General features: G+C 52.3%; 14 protein-coding genes and 1 riboswitch. Of the genes, 7 read left to right on the top strand and 7 right to left on the bottom strand.

Going from position 1 to position 17,849, the window contains the following annotated elements:
* Position 1: 1 nt before the first annotated feature.
* From ABYK60_RS05750 to ABYK60_RS05725, 6 genes are all read right to left on the bottom strand, one after another.
* On the bottom strand, positions 2-616 hold the full coding sequence (locus ABYK60_RS05750; protein WP_372870979.1) for a DapH/DapD/GlmU-related protein: 615 nt from the start codon (positions 614-616) through the stop codon (positions 2-4).
* Complete coding sequence (gene tsaA, locus ABYK60_RS05745; RefSeq protein ID WP_372870978.1) at positions 606-1,403, bottom strand: tRNA (N6-threonylcarbamoyladenosine(37)-N6)-methyltransferase TrmO; 798 nt, start codon at positions 1,401-1,403, stop codon at positions 606-608. The genes ABYK60_RS05750 and tsaA overlap by 11 nt, the downstream gene beginning before the upstream one ends.
* Positions 1,404-1,406: 3 nt before the next feature.
* On the bottom strand, positions 1,407-1,802 hold the full coding sequence (gene rcsF / locus ABYK60_RS05740) for an Rcs stress response system protein RcsF (RefSeq protein ID WP_372870977.1): 396 nt from the start codon (positions 1,800-1,802) through the stop codon (positions 1,407-1,409).
* A gap of 147 nt (positions 1,803-1,949) precedes the next feature.
* Positions 1,950-3,209, bottom strand: coding sequence for an amidohydrolase (locus ABYK60_RS05735; RefSeq protein ID WP_372870976.1), 1,260 nt, complete (start codon positions 3,207-3,209; stop codon positions 1,950-1,952).
* Complete coding sequence (locus ABYK60_RS05730) at positions 3,209-6,235, bottom strand: amidohydrolase family protein (RefSeq protein WP_372870975.1); 3,027 nt, start codon at positions 6,233-6,235, stop codon at positions 3,209-3,211. The genes ABYK60_RS05735 and ABYK60_RS05730 overlap by 1 nt, the downstream gene beginning before the upstream one ends.
* A 146-nt stretch (positions 6,236-6,381) precedes the next feature.
* Complete coding sequence (locus ABYK60_RS05725; RefSeq protein WP_372870974.1) at positions 6,382-6,774, bottom strand: H-NS family nucleoid-associated regulatory protein; 393 nt, start codon at positions 6,772-6,774, stop codon at positions 6,382-6,384.
* Positions 6,775-7,522: 748 nt separating this feature from the next.
* Here ABYK60_RS05725 and ABYK60_RS05720 point away from each other — a divergent pair.
* The 4 genes from ABYK60_RS05720 to ABYK60_RS05705 all read left to right on the top strand — a co-directional run bounded on the left by ABYK60_RS05720 (position 7,523) and on the right by ABYK60_RS05705 (position 11,962).
* Entirely contained in the window at positions 7,523-8,272 is a 750-nt protein-coding gene (locus ABYK60_RS05720; RefSeq protein WP_372870973.1) for an electron transfer flavoprotein subunit beta/FixA family protein, read from the top strand.
* A 1-nt stretch (position 8,273) separates the two neighbouring features.
* Complete coding sequence (locus ABYK60_RS05715) at positions 8,274-9,197, top strand: electron transfer flavoprotein subunit alpha/FixB family protein (protein ID WP_372870972.1); 924 nt, start codon at positions 8,274-8,276, stop codon at positions 9,195-9,197.
* Between the two features lie 87 nt (positions 9,198-9,284).
* A riboswitch (Lysine riboswitch) is annotated at positions 9,285-9,484 on the top strand.
* 76 nt (positions 9,485-9,560) lie between these two features.
* Positions 9,561-11,123 (top strand): Na+/H+ antiporter NhaC family protein, encoded by a 1,563-nt coding sequence (locus ABYK60_RS05710; RefSeq protein ID WP_372870971.1) that lies wholly within the window; start codon positions 9,561-9,563, stop codon positions 11,121-11,123.
* A 260-nt stretch (positions 11,124-11,383) separates the two neighbouring features.
* Positions 11,384-11,962 (top strand): thymidine kinase, encoded by a 579-nt coding sequence (locus ABYK60_RS05705; protein ID WP_372870970.1) that lies wholly within the window; start codon positions 11,384-11,386, stop codon positions 11,960-11,962.
* A 63-nt stretch (positions 11,963-12,025) separates the two neighbouring features.
* On the opposite strand, the gene ABYK60_RS05700 is transcribed toward ABYK60_RS05705, so the two are convergent.
* Positions 12,026-13,417 carry a glutamine synthetase family protein gene (locus ABYK60_RS05700; RefSeq protein ID WP_372870969.1) on the bottom strand — a complete coding sequence of 464 codons (1,392 nt, stop codon included), beginning with the start codon at positions 13,415-13,417 and terminating at the stop codon, positions 12,026-12,028.
* A gap of 313 nt (positions 13,418-13,730) precedes the next feature.
* Between ABYK60_RS05700 and ABYK60_RS05695 the strand changes: the two genes are divergently transcribed.
* The 3 genes from ABYK60_RS05695 to ABYK60_RS05685 all read left to right on the top strand — a co-directional run bounded on the left by ABYK60_RS05695 (position 13,731) and on the right by ABYK60_RS05685 (position 17,839).
* Complete coding sequence (locus tag ABYK60_RS05695) at positions 13,731-15,725, top strand: BCCT family transporter (protein WP_372870968.1); 1,995 nt, start codon at positions 13,731-13,733, stop codon at positions 15,723-15,725.
* 88 nt (positions 15,726-15,813) lie between these two features.
* Positions 15,814-16,170, top strand: coding sequence for a YajD family HNH nuclease (locus tag ABYK60_RS05690; RefSeq protein ID WP_372870966.1), 357 nt, complete (start codon positions 15,814-15,816; stop codon positions 16,168-16,170).
* Positions 16,171-16,321: 151 nt separating this feature from the next.
* The gene (locus ABYK60_RS05685; protein WP_372870965.1) at positions 16,322-17,839 is read left to right on the top strand and encodes a peptide MFS transporter; all 1,518 of its coding nucleotides are present in this window, start codon (positions 16,322-16,324) and stop codon (positions 17,837-17,839) included.
* The last annotated feature ends 10 nt before the right edge of the window (positions 17,840-17,849 follow it).

The following is a 17,849-nucleotide window of genomic DNA, read 5'->3' as shown; positions in this document are numbered from 1 at the left end:
TTTAACCTTTTGTACGCCTGTCGCCTATGATGCGGGCGGGGTTGCCGGCAACAATGGCGAAGGAGGGCACATCCTTGGTGACAACCGCGCCCATACCTATTACAGCCTGGTTGCCTATGGTCACCCCATCGACTATGCCCGCCTGGGCACCAATCCATACATCTTCACCGATGACAATGCCTTTGGAACTGACTTTTTGCCGGTAGATGGCTTCATCCGGGCTCATGCCATGGTTAAAGGCGTAAATGGTCACGTTGTTTGCGATGCGGGTTCTGCTGCCAATTTTGATCCCTGAGCGGCCACCGTCAAGGGAAGCACCATGATTTATCGCCACCTCATTGCCCATATCAACCGGACCGTGGAGAAACACCCCTGCCGCTATCATACATTGGTCTCCCATGCGGATATCGCGGCCGGGCTCGGCAAAAAGCTGCGCTTCGGGGGCGATAAAGCAATGCTGGCCCAGGGTGACAGTTTCGAGCTGCATCAGCCGTGACTGCACTTCCTGCTGCCAAGGTTCGGCCCAGGCTTTATGCTTGTCTTTCAATGAGAAATACAGCCAGGGCATCCAGGACAGCCGCTTTTTATGCTGCTCGCGGTAATCGTCAGGCGTCATTGCTTCGTCCTGAGCAGCCTTGTCCAGAGGCGTTTTGTTCGGATACGTTTTGTTCAGAAGCTGGCTGGCCAACCTTGGTGGGCTTGAGTTCCAGCACGTGGGCTTTGCCTTCCTGTATGCACCAGAAAATATCCAGGTCATACAGGGCAACCTGATACAGCTTGGGGTCTTCTTTAGCCTTCTTGTAGGCCGGGCGCGGATCCTGCGCCAGTACGCCCTCTATCAGCGCCGCCAAATCAGGGCGGGCATCGCTCTGGCCGAGGGTGGCGATTTGCGTCCAGGCAAGCTCGCTGTAGCTGACCTCAATCAGCATCGGGGCTTCCTGCGCCATGCCGCCTTTGGCATCCAGAATGGCGTCTGAAAAGGGAATATAGGGCTTTATATCTATGATGGGCGTGCCATCAAGTAAATCCATGCCGCTGATTTCAAGGCATAACTTGCCTTTACGCTTCACTACGCCGTGCAGGCGGACCACTGACTGACCTATGCCATTGGGGCGAAAGGTGGAGCGGGTGGCAAACACACCGAGTTTTTCATTACCCCCGAGGCGCGGTGGCCGCACGGTGTTTTTCCACCCCTGAGCCAGGTTTTCGTGGAAGCAAAACAGCAGCCACAGGTGGGAGTATTGCTCCAGTCCGCGTACTGTATCGGGATCGTTGAAGGGTGGCAGCAGCTCGACAAAACCGTGGGCGTTCACCAGCCCCGGCTGACGTGGAATACCGAATTTTTGCCGATAGGGCGTGTGGCAGGTAGCCACTGCCTGAATTAGGTTTTCGAACACCTTCATAGCTTAGTCGGCACTGGCCTGACGAATGGCCTGACCGATACACAAACTGCGGCTGTGGCAACCACCACCAGGTTCGGTGATCAGGGTACAGGTTCTGATGATAAGACCGTTGGCACCTTTGTCGGCCGCTTTGCGGCGGGCGTCGGTGCGGGCATCAGCCAAGGTAACGGGCACATCCTGTGGGTTCACCTGGCAGGCTTCGCCTTCAATCAGTCCCAAAATTTCGAAGTGTCCGGAAGGTTTTTGGTTGGCTTCGACCAGTGCCACATCACCCGCCTTGAAGTAATCGTTTATGGCCTCTCGGTCAAGGTTGCTGGAAAAATGGTAGTCAGAAGAACAACCAGCCAGAGCCAGCAAGGTCACAAGGCTGGCGGTGGTGGTCAGATTACTTAGGGTCATGATGAGTCCTGTAGGCGTTTGGTGGGCGCTCCTGCGCCCCGTCACGTGCCCCGTCAAGTACGCGGGGCATGGGTTATGCAATTCTGCATTGTCCGGAGTCAAGGGGACGCGCTGCCCTGCTTTGACTCCGGACTAATCAGCAAAATTCTATCGCTTCAGGTACTTTTGATAAAGCTGATCGGCGCGGGTTTTCAAATCAATCTCGCGGCCGTCAATAAATACCTGCTGAATACGGGCGCTGACGGGGTCCAGGATATCACCGCTTGCCAGCACCAGATTGGCACGAAAACCCTCTTTGATGGCTCCCATATCATTGACTCCGGCAATTTTGGCGGCATCCAGAGTGATGGCTTTGAGCGCTGCTTCTTTGCCAAGCCCATTGGCTGCAGCATAGCCTGCGGCGAAAGGCAGGTTGCGGGCATCCCAGTCCCCACTGTAGGCAATGGCAAATTCAATACCGGCCTTGGCGAGTCTGCTTGGCACCACAAAGGCTTCGTCGATATTGTCATCCTGGTGTTGTGGCAGGCTGAGCACCGACGGGTACACCACGGCAACGCCCGCTTCTTTAATGGCATCCGCGTGACGCCAGGCGTCATAGCCACCGACTATAACTGCTTTTAGCTGGTATTTGCGCACTAACGGTAACGCCTCACCGATAGCGCGGCTGTTGTTCAGGTGCACGAAGAGCCTGGCCTGGCCGGAAAACAGTGGCTGCATGGCTTCAAAGCGGCGATGGCTGAGGCTGGGATTAGCGGCTTTTTGTCCGACAAAATCATGGGCTTTGGCGAAAAGATTGGCGATGTCATCCAGTGCTTTTTGGTGCTGTTCCAGCGCCTTGGCTTTATCGTCCGGTTTGCTTGGCAAACTACCAAGTTCTGGCCAGTAAAGATGTAAGCTCATTGGTGTTTGCACCAGTGCATCCTCCACGGTCCAGCTGTCGAGGTTCACCAGTGCACTTTGTCCGGCCAGCAGTTCGCCCTGAGGGACGATTTGTGCGTGGGTAATGCCGTTGCGTCTTAAGGTAGGGATAATTTCTGAGTCGGGATTAAACGCAGACTGAGCTCTGAGTTCGGCATTGTTAAGCCCCACATCGGAGATATCAACCGTGGGACGCACCATGGATATTTCCACCATGCCAACCTGAGTATCGAGGGCAATAATGCCCGGATATAAGTGCTTGCCAGTGGCATCGATAACGCGGGCATGCTCTGCTTGAAGTTGTTCGCCTATGGCTTTGATGCGCCCCTTTTCAATCAGCACATTGGTGTTTTCTTTAACGCCGTCGCTGACCGTATGTACTGTGGCATGGGTAAAGAGGATTGCTTCAGCTTGCTGCCCTGCAGGCACCATGTCGTGAGCATTTACTGTGGCTGCGAGCAGAGCCAGGGGCAGAAAAAAATGTCTCATTAGTGGGCTCCGTGTTGATGCTGGTTGCTGTGATTTTGGCCTGCAAAAATATAATGGGTGTCGCAATGCCATTCCGGCTCAACAACTTCAGTTGGTGTTTCGCCTGCTTTCTCACTGTCATCCAGTGTCAGGATTTTCTGTACCAATGCCCGTTTTTCTTCGGCCTGAGTTTGCCTGATGGCGCTGTCTTCTTCTTTTGAGTAGAAACGTTTGCCATCCACCCATACCATCTCAGTACGGGCGTAAACAGACAGTGGATTGGAGTCCCACAGCACCAAATCTGCGGCTTTTCCTTCTTTCACAGAGCCTGTGTCTTTATCAATACCCAACTGTTTGGCGGGGTTGATGGTGATCATCTTCCAGGCATCTTCGGCACTCATATCACAGTACATCATCGATTTGGCGGCTTCCTGATTGAGGCGGCGCTGCATCTCAAAACTGTCTGAGTTAAGGCTGGTAAGAACGCCGGCCTTTTGCATGAGACAGGCGTTTTGCACTATGGCGTCGTACACCTCAAATTTGTATGCCCACCAATCGGAAAAGGTGGAGGCACCGGCGCCATGGGCTGCCAGCTCTTTAGCAACCTTGTAGCCTTCAAGTACGTGGGTAAAGGCTTTAACCTTGAAGCCGTAGGCTTCGGCGAGGCGCATGAACATCAGTATCTCGGATTGCACATAGGAATGAATGTGCACATCGCGCTGACTTTCCAGCACTTCAGCAATGGCTTCAAGCCGTAAATCCGGGCGGGGTTGTGGTTGCTGGCGTTGTTCGTTAATGCTCAGTTTGCTGTACTGCTCGAAGGCTTGACGGTAGTCGCGGGCGGCATCAAAGGCGTCGGCCATAACGGCTTCAACTCCCATGCGGCTTTGGGGGAAGCGAATGGTGAATTTATCGCCCCAATTGGCCTGCTTAACATTTTCACCCAAAGCGAACTTGATACTGCGGGGGGCATCCTGATATTTAAGGCCCTCAGCACTTTCTCCCCAGCGAAGTTTAATTAACTGACTTTGGCCTCCAATGGGATTGGCACTGCCGTGAAGCAGCTGTGCCGTGGTTACACCGCCTGCGAGGGAGCGATAAAGGGAGACATCTTCAGGGTTAAGTATGTCGCCTATGCGAACCTCAGAGGTGACAGCATCAGTGTCCTCGTTGGTTCCGCCGTTAAGTGCTATGTGAGAGTGCTCGTCCACAATACCGGCGGTAAGGTGTTTGCCACGGCCATCTATTTGGGTATAACCCGGCGGTGTCATTAATTGCTGACCTATTTGCAGGATCTTTCCTTTACTGATGATGACATCAGTATTGGGCAAAACGCCGTCATCTTCAGAAGTCCAGACAGTCGCTCCCTGAATGATGACTTTGTCATTGATGGGTAAGGAATTGCGGCCAAAGGCTACATTGGGAGAGGTCAGGGCACCAACATAGGCAATGGTTTCAGCGTTATTTGTGGCGTTTGAGGCGATTGTGACAGGGGCTGCCTTTGATATGGCGAGCGTGAGTTCGCTGCCATCATCTGCCAGGGCTCGGCCACTGAGACGGCTCATATCCAGCTTAAGCCTTACCTTTTTGTCCCCGGCGGGTAAGGTAATACGAGTGAGCAGCGCATCAACACCACCCTGTACTTCAAGCGGCTTTCCATCAAGTGTCAGTTTTATGCCTTCTTGATAGGTAATATCCAATGGCAGCTGGCTGTCTGCGACGGTCAACTGGTAATGACCCATAATGGCTCTGATTTCGGCGGGAATGATGACTTTTTCCTGTCCCTGAAGAAAGACGCTAACCAATTTGCCATCCTTGAAAGGATTGCCTTGGTATACGGCCAGGTCTGCTATAAAACCAGCCTCGATTTTCCCTGCCAAATCAGCCACGCCGGCAATGGCGGCCGCATCTGTAGTCAGTGCAGCAAGCGCGTCTTTCTCACTGAGGCCTGACTTAACTGCTTTTTGAAGTCGCGGCCAGAAATCTTTCTTATCTTCGATACCATGCAAAGTTAACGCAAAGCGAATGCCAGCCTGAGTTAACATCCCCGGGTTAGCTTGAGCTCGCTCCCAATGGCGCAACTCGGCCAGCTTAAGATGATGGTGTAAATCCGGGTCGCTGACATCCGGGGCTGCCGGGAAATTCAGCGGTAAAATGAGCTCGGCTCCTGTTTGCTTAATTTCATCGATACGGGAATATTCCCGCCCGTTACCCAGTAAGGCACCTTTGAGTTTAAACTCCTGTAGCAGCCGTGCTGCCCGCAGTTGATTATTCAAATCCTGGGTATCAAACACGTAGGAGTGTGTTGTATTGCTCAATGCCTCGAGGGCAGCATTAAACTCAATGGCGTTGCCCTTGGCAATTAACTTGTTGTTGCTGTACCAATTTGCGTCCAGCAGTGTCTGTCGAATAAGTGCTATCGCTCCCATTAATGAGTTGGGATAATCCTGTACAGAGCTGCCTTTATCAAATGAAAGGAAGTGATTGGCATGGGCGCGATAAATCAATTCGTTGGCTATTTTATCGGCCAGGGAAACATGGACGCCCCGGCCACGGAATATGCCATCAAACTTTGCTGACTGTACACTGGTGAAACCGTTTTGGATCCATTGTTGTGCAGCTTCTTTGTTACTCGAAAACTGGTATACCCAATCTTTTTCAGAGTGTATGGCGCCGTTGGCGGCGTTTCCACCTATCCTGGCAATTTCATATACTGGTGCAGTTTTCTCAGTTTTAGGGTACTCAAACGCAATGCCATATTCACTGAAAGGGTCAATAAAGCCGGGATAAATATCCATACCCTGCATGTTGATAACGGTGGCGCCGCTTGGGATCTGCTCAGCATTCAAAACTGATTTAATTTTATTGCCCTCGAGCAAGATAACGCCCTTTTCAAGGGTGTTTCCCGGTGACAGATGCAATCTGGCACCTTCAATGGCAATGAGGGGCAGTGGCTCAGATGTCAGTAAGGTTTTGGCCGCTACACTCGGTACAAGACCGGCAAGCCCCAGAGTGAACAACAAGAGTAAGTTATTGTTATTTATCATTGTACCCGAGTCTTCTTGTTTATAGGCAAAAGTAGCTAAAAGAGTAGCGGAATAAGTGTTTGAATGGCAGTCCTGAAGTGTAAAAAGGTTTTTTTCTTAAATAAAAAAGGCCGATATTACATCGGCCTTATGAATTCGGAATCGGATTAAATCAGGAAGTCGTCCATGGAAGCGCCTTTTTCTGTGGCGTTCTTGAACACAGTAGGCATACGGCCTTGGCCAGTCCAGGTGATTTCCTGACCATCTACAACAATCTTGTATTTAGCAGGACGTGGGGCGCGCTTCTTACCAGCTGGCTTAGCGGCAACATTACCCAGATCTTCAACAGACAGACCGACTTCAGCCATTTGTTTGCGAATTTCTTCAATCTTGGCGATACGCTCAGCATTGGCTTTCAGCTCTTCTTCTGCCTCCGCTTCGCGCTCTACAATGATTTTTTCCAGTTTGGCAGCCAGATCACGCAGTTCATCTACTGACAAATCTTTAACGGCAGCTTTCAGACGACGACCGTGGGTCAAAATTTCGAGAAAATCGCTCATGGTTTATTTGATTCCATAAAAAGTGAAAAGAACATCGAAGTGAATAATAGAAATAATTAATTCAGTCTGCAAATAAAAAGCACAATACTGAGTGATATTTATCAAAATAAAGGCTGATTACTCGGTATCACTGAGGGAAATGGTTAAAAAGCGGTAGTCATTTCCTGAGAATGCAAGGATAAGTTGTTAATGTCTGGTAGCAATATAGCTGAATTAATGTCGTAGCATAATTTTTACTTTGCGTGGGTTTGGGTCAATATCGGTTGCTGACTGACTCATTAGCTGTGTGAGTTTATAAAACGGGTATAAACCACAGAAGACTATAGTTAGTTAATCTTGGATAATAAAAGCTTTACTAGAGGGGTTAGGGGAAGGTCGTAATTTTTTCTGTGGCGAGGTTTTAACAATGTCATGCTGTGCTGCTTGCCGCGAATCAGAACGACCGTATTTCAGCGCCTGCTTCAGGTGAGCCATGGCATGGAATATTAAGAGATCTACTCAGACCACTGATAGGTGATTTGACGGGCAATGTCAGCATGTTTGCGGTGGTCTTTAATCAGGTTCAGATAAATTCAGTACCGAACTGTTCATAAATCTGGCCAGTGGTTGGAAGCACAATCTCACAAACGCCCGTTTGAGACAGGTTGACGTTTACGTTAACAGCACTTAAAGTTGCGCTATTGTGTGATGCTCCCTCTACAGGGGCTGGCATCACTTTCCAACAAAGAAGGTGCAGGAAGGAAACCCTATGAAGATACTGGTGCCTGTAAAGCGCGTGGTGGATGCCAACGTGAAAGTGAGGGTGAAGGCCGATAATACAGATGTAGACACGGCAAACCTCAAGATGGCGATTAACCCTTTTTGTGAGATTGCTGTCGAAGAAGCGGTAAGACTCAAAGAAGCGGGCCACGCCAGCGAAATCGTGGTGGTGAGTGTGGGCAGCAAGGCTGTGCAGGAGCAGATGCGTACCGCCATGGCGCTGGGTGCTGATCGCGGTATTCATATTGAGGCTGACGATAACCTGCCCGCCATTTCTATTGCCAAGATTTTGAAAGCCGTACAGGACAAAGAGCAGGCTCAGCTGGTATTGCTGGGTAAGCAGTCCATCGACGGTGACAACAATCAAACCGGTCAAATGCTGGCGGCGCTGATGGATGCGCCCCAGGCAACCTTTGCCTCCAAGGTGGTGGTTGAAGGCGGTGAGCTGCTGGTCACCCGTGAAGTGGACGGCGGCCTGCAAACTCTGAAATTGCCGCTGCCAGCGATTGTGACTTCTGATCTGCGCCTTAATGAACCTCGTTACGCCAAGTTGCCCGATATCATGAAGGCCAAGCGCAAGCCGCTCGATACCCTGAGCCCTGCCGATCTGGGTGTTACCCTAAAGCAGCACCAGAAGCTGCTCAATGTAGCTGCGCCTGCAACCCGTCAGGCTGGTATCAAGGTTTCTTCTGTGGAAGAGCTGGTGGAAAAACTGAAAAACGAAGCAAAGGTGATCTGATATGAGCATTCTCGTCCTTGCAGAACATGATAACGCCAGCCTGAAACTGGATACCGCCAAGGTTGTGAGTGCCGCCAAGGCCATCGGTGGTGATATTCACCTGCTGGTTGCAGGTCACAATTGTGGTGCAGTGGCTGAAGCTGCTGCCGCTATTGAAGGCGTGACCAAGGTGCTTGTGGCTGATAACGCCGCCTATGCCGCTCATCTGGGTGAAAACCTTGGTGCGCTGATGCTGGATTTGGCCGGTGATTACAGCCACATTTTGGCTGCTGCCAGCTCCATGGGTAAAGATACTCTGCCGCGTGTGGCCGCTTTGCTTGATGTAGCTCAGCTCTCCGAAGTGGTGGCTGTGGTTAATGCCAACACCTTTGTTCGTCCAGTCTATGCCGGCAATGCCATGGCGACTGTAGAGAGCCTGGATGACAAGAAAGTGATGACAGTGCGCCCCAGTGCCTTCGATGCAGCCGGTAACGGTGGCAGCGCTCCGGTAGAAGCGCTGGATAAAGTCTTTACCGCCAAAACCGCCTTTGTATCTCAGGAACTCACAGTCTCTGAACGCCCAGAGCTGGGTAATGCCGGCATTATCGTCTCCGGTGGTCGCGGTATGGGCAGTGGTGAGAACTTCGCCCTGCTGGAAAAACTGGCCGATAAACTCGGTGCCGCCGTCGGTGCTTCCCGCGCTGCAGTGGATGCAGGCTTCGTACCCAACGATCTGCAGGTAGGTCAAACCGGAAAGATTGTCGCGCCGCAGCTGTACATTGCCGTGGGTATTTCCGGTGCCATCCAGCATCTGGCGGGCATGAAAGACTCCAAGGTGATTGTTGCCATTAACAAAGATCCGGAAGCACCTATCTTCCAGGTTGCGGATTACGCGCTGGAAGCGGATTTGTTTGAGGCCGTGCCCAAGCTGATAGACTTGCTTTAATTTGTGACTTTGGTCACGATATGCGGCCTGGGGGTAGCTTCCCCTGGGCCGCTTGTGTTTTTATGTGCCGCACGCCTGCACACAGGCGTCCTGAGTAGAGGTGCGCCAAGCATCAGTAACAGTCAACAGGGTGATGCCGTTGACGGGCTGTGAAAGGGCATTGGCGCCGAAGTGGATGTGTGTATCACCGCCTTCCGCTGGGGTCGTTATCGAAAGAAACGGCACTGCCATAGTATTTTCTGTCGGGATGACAGAGGTAGTAATTACTATGGAGCGCTACTGATAGGACAGGTGTTTTTGGGTATCTTTGCCGTTTCCCACCAGTTCAGTCGCCCTCCATTCGTTTAAAGCGAAGATATTTCAATGACATTGATAAGTTATGCCGACTCGGCATTGTCCCTGCTGCCGCCGGTTGTGGCTATTGTGCTGGCGGTGTTGACCCGTAAGGTACTCCTGTCCCTTGGTCTGGGTATTTTGGTGGGCGCATTGCTGCTGAATGATTTTGCCCCCCTCGCCAGCGCTGAGTTTCTGGCTCAACGGGTCTCCAATCTGGTGTGGAGCGATGGCGCGCTCAATAGCTGGAACCTTTATATTCTCGGCTTTTTGGTATTGCTGGGGATGATCACTGCCCTCATTACCGTCTCCGGCGCCGCCCGGGCCTTTGCCGATTGGGCCAGACAACGCATCCGCTGCAAGCGTGACGCCAAGTTGCTGACTATGTTTTTGGGCTGTGTCGTGTTTATCGACGACTACTTCAACAGTTTGGTAGTGGGCTCGATTTCCCGTCCCTTAACCGACCGTTACTATATTTCCCGGGCCAAGCTGGCGTATCTGCTGGACTCTACCGCCGCCCCAGTTTGTGTGATTTCACCGGTCTCCAGTTGGGGCGCCTACATCATTGCGCTGACCGGCGGCATTCTTGCCACTCATGGCATGAGTGATGCGGGGCATTTATCAGTATTTATCCAGATGATCCCCATGAATTTTTACGCCATATTCGCGCTGCTGTTATTGCTGTGCGTGGCCTATATGGGGCTGGATGTGGGGCCGATGAAAACCCATGAGCAAAACGCCATGCGCGGCAACTTGTACGATGAAGCGAAGGGCACGCCGCCCGGGGCCAGTGCTGATCTGCCGGAAGCAGACAGTGGCAGAATTGCCGGGTTGTTTGTTCCCATCGGTACGCTGGTGTTTGCTACCCTGTTCTTTATGATCCAAAGCGGCGCAGCTTCTCTTGCCGATGATAATCTGCCGTTTTCACTGATTGGTGCCTTTGAGAAGACCGATGTGGGTGGTTCGCTGTTCTTCGGCGCGCTGGTGGGGCTCGGGATAACCCTGGTGCAGGCTATCATGCAGAAGGTTGAGTGGAAACTGATTATCACCGCACTCACCCAAGGCGCCCGCTCCATGGTGCCTGCCATCTATATTCTGCTGTTTGCCTGGACAATCGCTGGCATTATCGGCGAGCTGGAAACCGGTAAGTTCATGGCGAGTCTTGCCAGCGGCAATATTCCCTTTGCGCTGCTGCCGGCGGTGATGTTTATTCTCGCCGGACTGACGGCGTTTGCCACAGGTACCAGTTGGGGCACTTTCGGCATCATGCTGCCGATTGCCGCCGATATGGCCATGGGCAGCCACACGTCAATGATGCTGCCGATGTTGGCGGCTGTGCTTGCCGGCGCTGTGTTTGGTGACCATTGCTCACCGATATCCGATACTACGATTTTGTCGTCCACGGGTGCCAGTTGCCATCACATCGACCATGTGGTGACTCAATTGCCCTATGCGCTGATTGTGGCGGTAATCAGTTTGGCTGGTTATACCGTGATGGGCTTTACCGAGTCAGTGTGGGCTGGATTTGGTACCACTTCAGCACTGTTTGTGCTGGCGGTTATTGGTCTGAGATTAAAGGCTGGTAAAGGCTGAATTTTAATGCGTCAGTAATAAAAGCCGCTCGTTCGAGCGGCTTTTTTGTGGCTGTTCTATAGCTGCGATTCTGCAGCAGGTGCCGAAGCGATATAGCTTTCAGGATGGTTTTTTGTGTCAGCCATGATTATTGATTTTGCTGCTCAGTGAGTCAGGTTGCGCAGTTATCCCGCCGAATCGGATTTCGCCCTGATGATGGGTATCAAGCAGAGGGCTGCTTTGATAAGATGGCTGTGGACTAAACTCAGGGGAATTATCCATTGGCTCAGCTCTATTTTTATTATTCGGCAATGAATGCCGGTAAATCCACTTCCTTGCTTCAGTCTTCTTATAACTACCGCGAACGGGGTATGAATACCCTGGTGCTGACGGCTGCCATCGATGACAGATATGGTGTGGGTAAAGTTGCTTCACGTATCGGTATTCAGGCCGACGCAACCGTGTTTGGCAGTGAAGATAACCTGATGGATTTAATTGCCACCCATCACAGCCAGCAACAACTGCATTGTGTGCTGGTGGATGAGAGTCAGTTTTTATCCAAGACTCAGGTGCGTCAGCTTACTGATGTGGTGGATAAGTTGGATATTCCCGTGCTCTGTTATGGCCTTCGCAGCGATTTTCGCGGCGAGCTCTTTGTTGGCAGTCAATATTTACTGGCTTGGGCCGATAAGTTGGTTGAACTCAAAACCATCTGTTTTTGCGGTCGAAAGGCCAATATGGTGGTACGCCGCGATGGTGCCGGAAATCCTGTGCGTGATGGCGCTCAGGTGGCTATCGGCGGCAATGAGAGCTACGAGTCTATGTGTCGCAAGCACTTCAGTGAATTGGTGTGGGACTGAACATTCCAGAAATTAAAAAAGCGCCCTCGGGCGCTTTTTTAATTTCTGATTATTACCGTCATATCAGGCGTGGGTCAGGTACCAGTGCCAGTCCTGCGCCCCGACTTCAGCCATGAATTGATGATATTCGGCACGTTTAAGTTTGGTATAAATACGGTGAAAGTCGCTACCCAGCACCTGCTTTATCCAATCTGAACGTTCGAAGTTGCCAAGCGCTGACAGCCAGTCAGTAGGCAGTGTCGGATGGTCGCCCTCATAACCGTTTCCGGTAATGGCCGTCCCAGGGGAAAGATTTTGCTCAATACCATGATGGCAGGCGGCCAGAATAGCTGCGGCTGCGAGGTAAGGATTGGCATCGGCACCACAGATGCGGTGCTCAATATGGCGGCTTGACGCCGGCCCTCCCGGTACCCGGAAGGAAACGGTGCGATTGTTGACCCCCCATGTTTTGGCAATGGGCGCATAGCTGGAACTTTGAAAACGCCGGAAGGAATTGGCATTGGGGCAAAACAGTAATTGAGCATCTTCGAGTGTGGCCATCATACCGGCAATGGCTTGGGGTAACAGAGGCGTGCCTTGGGGGTCATCACTTGCGAACAGATTATTGCCGTCAGCATCCGCAAGACTGACGTGCATATGCATGCCGCTGCCAGCTTTATCGCCAAAGGGTTTGGCCATAAAGCATGCCTTGTAGCCGTGTTTGGCTGCAACGCCCTTGACCAATCGTTTGTAACGCACGGCTTCATCTATGGCCTGAAGTGCATCGGCTCTGTGTTCTAGGGTAATTTCTACCTGGCCCGGCGCATATTCAGAAATGGCGGTACGGGCCGGGATCCCCTGAACCTCACAGGCATGGTAAAGGTCATCCAGAAAGGGCTGCAGCTGTTCGAGTTCGAAAATTCCGTAAACCTGAGTGTGGCTGGGTCTGTGGCCATCTTTGTGAATGGCGGGTTGGGGTCTGCCATTGGCATCGGGTCGCTCATCCAACAGAAAAAACTCCAGCTCTGCGGCCATGACGGGATACAGCCCATCCGCTTTAAGTCTCTCTATTACGTTGGCCAGTACCAATCGGGGATCTGCCATGGCTGCTGGCATGCCTGCTTCAGGATGCATTGCAAGATGAACCTGTGCGGTGGGCTTGGTGCGCCAGGTCTGCAGGGACAGGCCTCCGGCAATTGGGTATGCGGTGCAATCGGCATCACCTACTTCCCACGCAAGGCCATTGTTCTCAACATCATCCCCTTGCACAGTCAGCCCTAATATAGTGCTGGGCAAGGGACGACCGTAATGATACATGGACATGATTTCCTGGCGATGCAACAGTTTGCCCCGAGGAATGCCGTTGGGGTCGATAATAAATACTTCGATATGTTGGATTTGAGGATGCTTTTCCAGAAAGTCTATCGCTTCTTGTGGTTTGGCGAAGGGCATAGGGGCCTCGATGTGAACTATCATTGCTCACAGGCCCTGAAAGTCTGTGGCATTTGATGGATATTGAACATGTTGTTTTATTTATTTGACAATATTTCTGGTTTTGCCATGGAAAGTCAATGGGGCTGTCGACGAATGTAACTGGAGGCTGAAACAGAGCGTAGAGCATGTTTTTTGTGCTGCATTTACTTTAATGAGTGGTATCTCCGGTCTTCGCTAGGGCGTTTGTGTTACTCTTGCTGGTTTTTGTAGTTATCTGTGTTGGTCTGTCCCGATGTTTTAACTATTTTATTCAGGGCGTCAGGGACTGGATTGCATACGGAGCGAGGGAGTCACAATGGCACTCAAATACAGTATCAATCGGCCGGTATTTTTCGGCTCTCTTTCTCTTATCACACTATTGGTGGCTCTGGGTGCCATCTGGCCGCAGCAGGCCCAGCAATGGTTTGGTGCCGTGCAGCACTGGCTCGAACTAAAAGCAGGTTGGCTCTATGTAATGGGCGTAGCCATCTTCCTGGTTTTTATCGTTTTTGTGATGGTAAGTCGCTTTGGGGATATCAAGCTTGGCCCCGATCACGCTGAGCCCGATTACAGCTATAAAAGCTGGATTGCCATGCTGTTTTCGGCGGGTATGGGAATTGGACTGATGTTTTTCGGGGTGGCCGAGCCCGTAATGCATCTGCTTGCACCACCGGACGCCACGCCCGAGTCTATTGAAGCCGCCAAAGAAGCGATGAAAATCACCTTCTTTCATTGGGGCATTCATGCCTGGGCCATCTACGCGGTGGTGGCGCTGAGCCTTGCCTATTTTGCCTATCGCCATAAGTTACCGCTGCTGCCACGAAGTGCGCTTTACCCCTTGATTGGTGAGCGTATTTACGGCCCCATCGGCCATGCGGTGGATGCCTTTGCGGTGCTTGGCACTATGTTTGGCGTGGCCACCTCACTGGGATTCGGCGTGCTGCAGGTAAATGCCGGGCTTAACTTCCTCTTCGGTGACAGTGTGCCCATTGACACCCAGTTGCAGGTGGGTCTTATCGTTGTTATTACCCTGATTGCCACTGTCTCAGTGTTTTCCGGGCTCGATAAAGGGGTTAAACGGCTTAGTGAACTTAATCTGCTGCTGGCAGTGGTGCTGATGCTTGTGGTGCTGCTGGTGGGGCCGACTGTGGCGCTGCTGCAGGCCTTTGTGCAAAACACCGGCGCTTACTTCTCTGATATTGTTGGCAAAACATTTAACCTATATGCCTATCAGCAGAAAAACGATTGGCTGGGCGGCTGGACCTTGCTGTACTGGGGCTGGTGGATTTCCTGGTCGCCTTTTGTGGGCACCTTTATTGCGCGGGTCTCCCGTGGCCGCACCATCCGTGAATTTCTGCTGGGGGTGCTGTTTGTTCCAAGCGGCTTTACCTTTTTGTGGATGACGGTGTTTGGCAACTCGGCCATCGACCAGATTATGCACCAGGGCAATACAGTGCTTGCTGATGCGGTTTCAAGTGATGTGTCTGTGGCACTGTTTGTGTTTTTCCAGCAATTGCCGCTGAGCTCCCTGGTCTCGGCTGTGGCTCTGTGTCTGGTGGTGACCTTCTTTGTTACTTCGTCTGATTCGGGTAGCCTGGTGATTGATAATCTCACCTCCGGCGGCGATATGTCGGCGCCTGTGTGGCAGCGAATTTTTTGGGCGCTGATGCAGGGCGTGGTCGCTTCCGTGCTGCTGCTTGCCGGTGGTCTGCAGGCGCTGCAAACGGCCGCCATTGCCAGTGCCATGCCGTTTTTGTTGGTGATGCTGCTGATTTGTCTGGGGCTGTTTAAAGCGCTGCAGGACGACTGGCTGAAGCTCTCCAGCGTGCAGCTGCACCACACCAGCGTGCAATACGCCAAAGCCAACGTGGACTGGCGCGAGCGCTTGAAAGTGCTGGTGGCGCAGCCCTCGGCCCATGATGCCAATGCCTTTTTGCGCGGCCCAGCCAAAGAAGCGCTGGGGCAGGTGGCCGAAGCCCTGGTGGCCGAGGGCGTCAATGCCAGGGTGGTGGAGCTTGAAGACAGGGTTCGGCTGGTGATTGCCAGCGATGAGCATCCGGACTTCGTGTATGGCTTAAGGCTGCGGCAATACAGTAAGGTGGCCATGCCCGGCGCCGAAGAGGGAGAGGCAGGCGACGATGGCGAAGAAGTGTTTCACCGGGTGGAAGTATTTCTCGAGCACGGTGGCCAGCACTATGATGTGCTTGGCTACACAGTCGAACAGCTGCAGGCCGATGCTGTGACCCAGTACGAAAAATACCTGCACTACCTGCATTTGTCGGTCAGTGAATCGGTGAGTGAAGGCAGCTGATTGCGCCTGGGGCCGCTGCGCGGTATGCTGCGGCCATTATCTCAAGTGTGTGCGTGATTGGCCGTGAACTGGCCGTTTTGGACCTGATATGACCCAGAGTAAACTCGATAAGGTATTGGCCGCAGAGCGCGAATACCGCGAAAAACGTGAAGGTGGTTACCGGGAGCGGGCACTAAAGCTCTACCCCTGGGTGTGTGGCCGCTGTGCCAGGGAATTTACCCATAAAAACCTGTCTGAGCTGACGGTGCACCACCGTGACCACAACCACGACAACAACCCCTCTGATGGTTCCAACTGGGAACTTCTGTGCCTGTATTGCCACGACAATGAGCATTCTCGTTTCGAAGAGCTTATTCGCTATGGCAGCACCCAGGAGAGCAAACAAGAGGCGGCGACCTATAATCCGTTTGCCGATCTCAAGGCTCTGATGGGAAACAAAAAATAACCTGTCTCATCCCTTAAAAAAAGGCGCCGTCCGGCGCCTTTTTTATTGCATGGCAACTGTATAAATTGTCTGCAAAATCTGATTGGTTTGTGTGCGGCATCCCCATATACTCAGGCTTGCTTATCACCACTATCAAGATGGAATTAATACAATGACAACAGGGAATCTGGCGGTCTCCAAGACCCGTTCTTTTATGACAGTGTCGCTGATTGAGCTGTGGGAGCGTTTTGGCTTCTACGGTATGCAGGCGCTGATTGTGTACTTTATGGTGCAGCGACTCGGTTTTGCTGATGAGCGTGCCAATCTGGTGTGGAGTGCCTGCGCCGCACTGATTTATGTGGCACCGGCCATTGGTGGCTGGGTAGGTGACAAGGTGCTGGGCACCAAGCGTACCATGCTGCTGGGCGCTGGTGTGCTGACGCTGGGTTATGCCCTGATGGCAGTACCTACCGACAACACCTGGTTCCTGTTCTCGGCCCTCGGGGTTATCGTGGTCGGTAACGGCCTGTTCAAGCCCAACGCCGGAAATCTGGTGCGTAAGATTTATGAGGGTGACGACTCCAAAATTGACAGCGCCTTTACCATTTACTACATGGCAGTGAATGTGGGTTCCACCTTCTCGATGCTGCTCACGCCCTGGATTAAGGATTACATTAACGCCACCTATGGCGACGGTTTTGGTTGGCATGCAGCCTTTGCCGTGTGTTTTGTAGGGCTGATTGTGGGGATTGCCAACTACATGGTGATGCGCCATACCCTGGATGAATACGGCTCTGAGCCGGATCTGCTGCCGGTGGATAAGCGCAAGCTGATGGCAGTGCTGGGCTGCTCGTTGCTGGCGGTGGTAGCCTCGGCAGTTATCCTCGAATTTGAAGACGTGGCGCGGGTGTTTGTGTATGGAGCCGGTGTGGTGGTGCTGGGGATTTTTGTGCATCTTATCCGTACTAGCGAAGAGAGTGAGCGCGCGGGGCTGATTGCTGCGCTGGTGCTAACCCTGCAAACGGTGTTTTTCTTTATCTTTTATCAGCAGATGTCGACCTCGCTGGCGCTGTTTGCCCTGCGTAACGTCGATTGGGATTTTGTGGTGGCAGGCAGCCATCTGTGGACCTGGTCGCCTGCACAGTTTCAAGCGCTTAATCCTATCTGGATCATGGTGTTAAGCCCGGTTCTTGCCTGGGTTTATGCCTGGGGTGGCAAGCATAACAAGGACATTTCCATTGCCGCCAAATTTGCCCTTGGCTTTGCGGTGGTGGCGGCAGGCTTCTTCATTTATGGGATTGCCGGTGAGTATGCGCTGAACGGTAAAACGTCAAGCTGGGTAATGATTTGGGGTTATGGCGCTTATTCGCTGGGCGAGCTTTTGGTGAGTGGTTTGGGGCTGGCAATGATTGCCCGTTATGTGCCCGAGCGCATGGGCGGCTTTATGATGGGGGCGTATTTTGTGGCCTCGGGCATTTCCCAGTATCTGGGCGGTGTGGTGGCCAACTTTGCCAGTGTGCCTCAGGGCATTACCGATCCGCTGGAGACCCTGCCAATTTACACCAACCTGTTTAATAAACTGGGTTTTGCCGCTTTGGGCTGTACCTTGATAGCCCTGGCTGTATTGCCACTGATGCGTCGTCTGACTGAAACCCACCACAGTCACAATACAGTGGCGCAGGATAGTTGACCTGGTCAAG

The sequence above is a fragment of the Shewanella sp. genome (genome assembly GCF_041630135.1).
Classification (GTDB): Bacteria; Pseudomonadota; Gammaproteobacteria; order Enterobacterales; family Shewanellaceae; genus Shewanella.
This window is presented reverse-complemented; position numbering and strand designations above follow the sequence as displayed.

What these genes read in the sequence shown, in the direction of transcription:
- ABYK60_RS05700 (WP_372870969.1), bottom strand. Translation starts at nt 13,417, where the DNA reads ATGATAGTTCACATCGAGGCCCCTATGCCCTTCGCCAAACCACAAGAA.
- rcsF (WP_372870977.1), bottom strand. Translation starts at nt 1,802, where the DNA reads ATGACCCTAAGTAATCTGACCACCACCGCCAGCCTTGTGACCTTGCTG.
- ABYK60_RS05720 (WP_372870973.1), top strand. Translation starts at nt 7,523, where the DNA reads ATGAAGATACTGGTGCCTGTAAAGCGCGTGGTGGATGCCAACGTGAAA.
- ABYK60_RS05750 (WP_372870979.1), bottom strand. Translation starts at nt 616, where the DNA reads ATGACGCCTGACGATTACCGCGAGCAGCATAAAAAGCGGCTGTCCTGG.
- ABYK60_RS05690 (WP_372870966.1), top strand. Translation starts at nt 15,814, where the DNA reads ATGACCCAGAGTAAACTCGATAAGGTATTGGCCGCAGAGCGCGAATAC.
- ABYK60_RS05725 (WP_372870974.1), bottom strand. Translation starts at nt 6,774, where the DNA reads ATGAGCGATTTTCTCGAAATTTTGACCCACGGTCGTCGTCTGAAAGCT.
- ABYK60_RS05715 (WP_372870972.1), top strand. Translation starts at nt 8,274, where the DNA reads ATGAGCATTCTCGTCCTTGCAGAACATGATAACGCCAGCCTGAAACTG.
- ABYK60_RS05710 (WP_372870971.1), top strand. Translation starts at nt 9,561, where the DNA reads ATGACATTGATAAGTTATGCCGACTCGGCATTGTCCCTGCTGCCGCCG.
- ABYK60_RS05730 (WP_372870975.1), bottom strand. Translation starts at nt 6,235, where the DNA reads ATGATAAATAACAATAACTTACTCTTGTTGTTCACTCTGGGGCTTGCC.
- ABYK60_RS05685 (WP_372870965.1), top strand. Translation starts at nt 16,322, where the DNA reads ATGACAACAGGGAATCTGGCGGTCTCCAAGACCCGTTCTTTTATGACA.
- tsaA (WP_372870978.1), bottom strand. Translation starts at nt 1,403, where the DNA reads ATGAAGGTGTTCGAAAACCTAATTCAGGCAGTGGCTACCTGCCACACG.
- ABYK60_RS05735 (WP_372870976.1), bottom strand. Translation starts at nt 3,209, where the DNA reads ATGAGACATTTTTTTCTGCCCCTGGCTCTGCTCGCAGCCACAGTAAAT.
- ABYK60_RS05695 (WP_372870968.1), top strand. Translation starts at nt 13,731, where the DNA reads ATGGCACTCAAATACAGTATCAATCGGCCGGTATTTTTCGGCTCTCTT.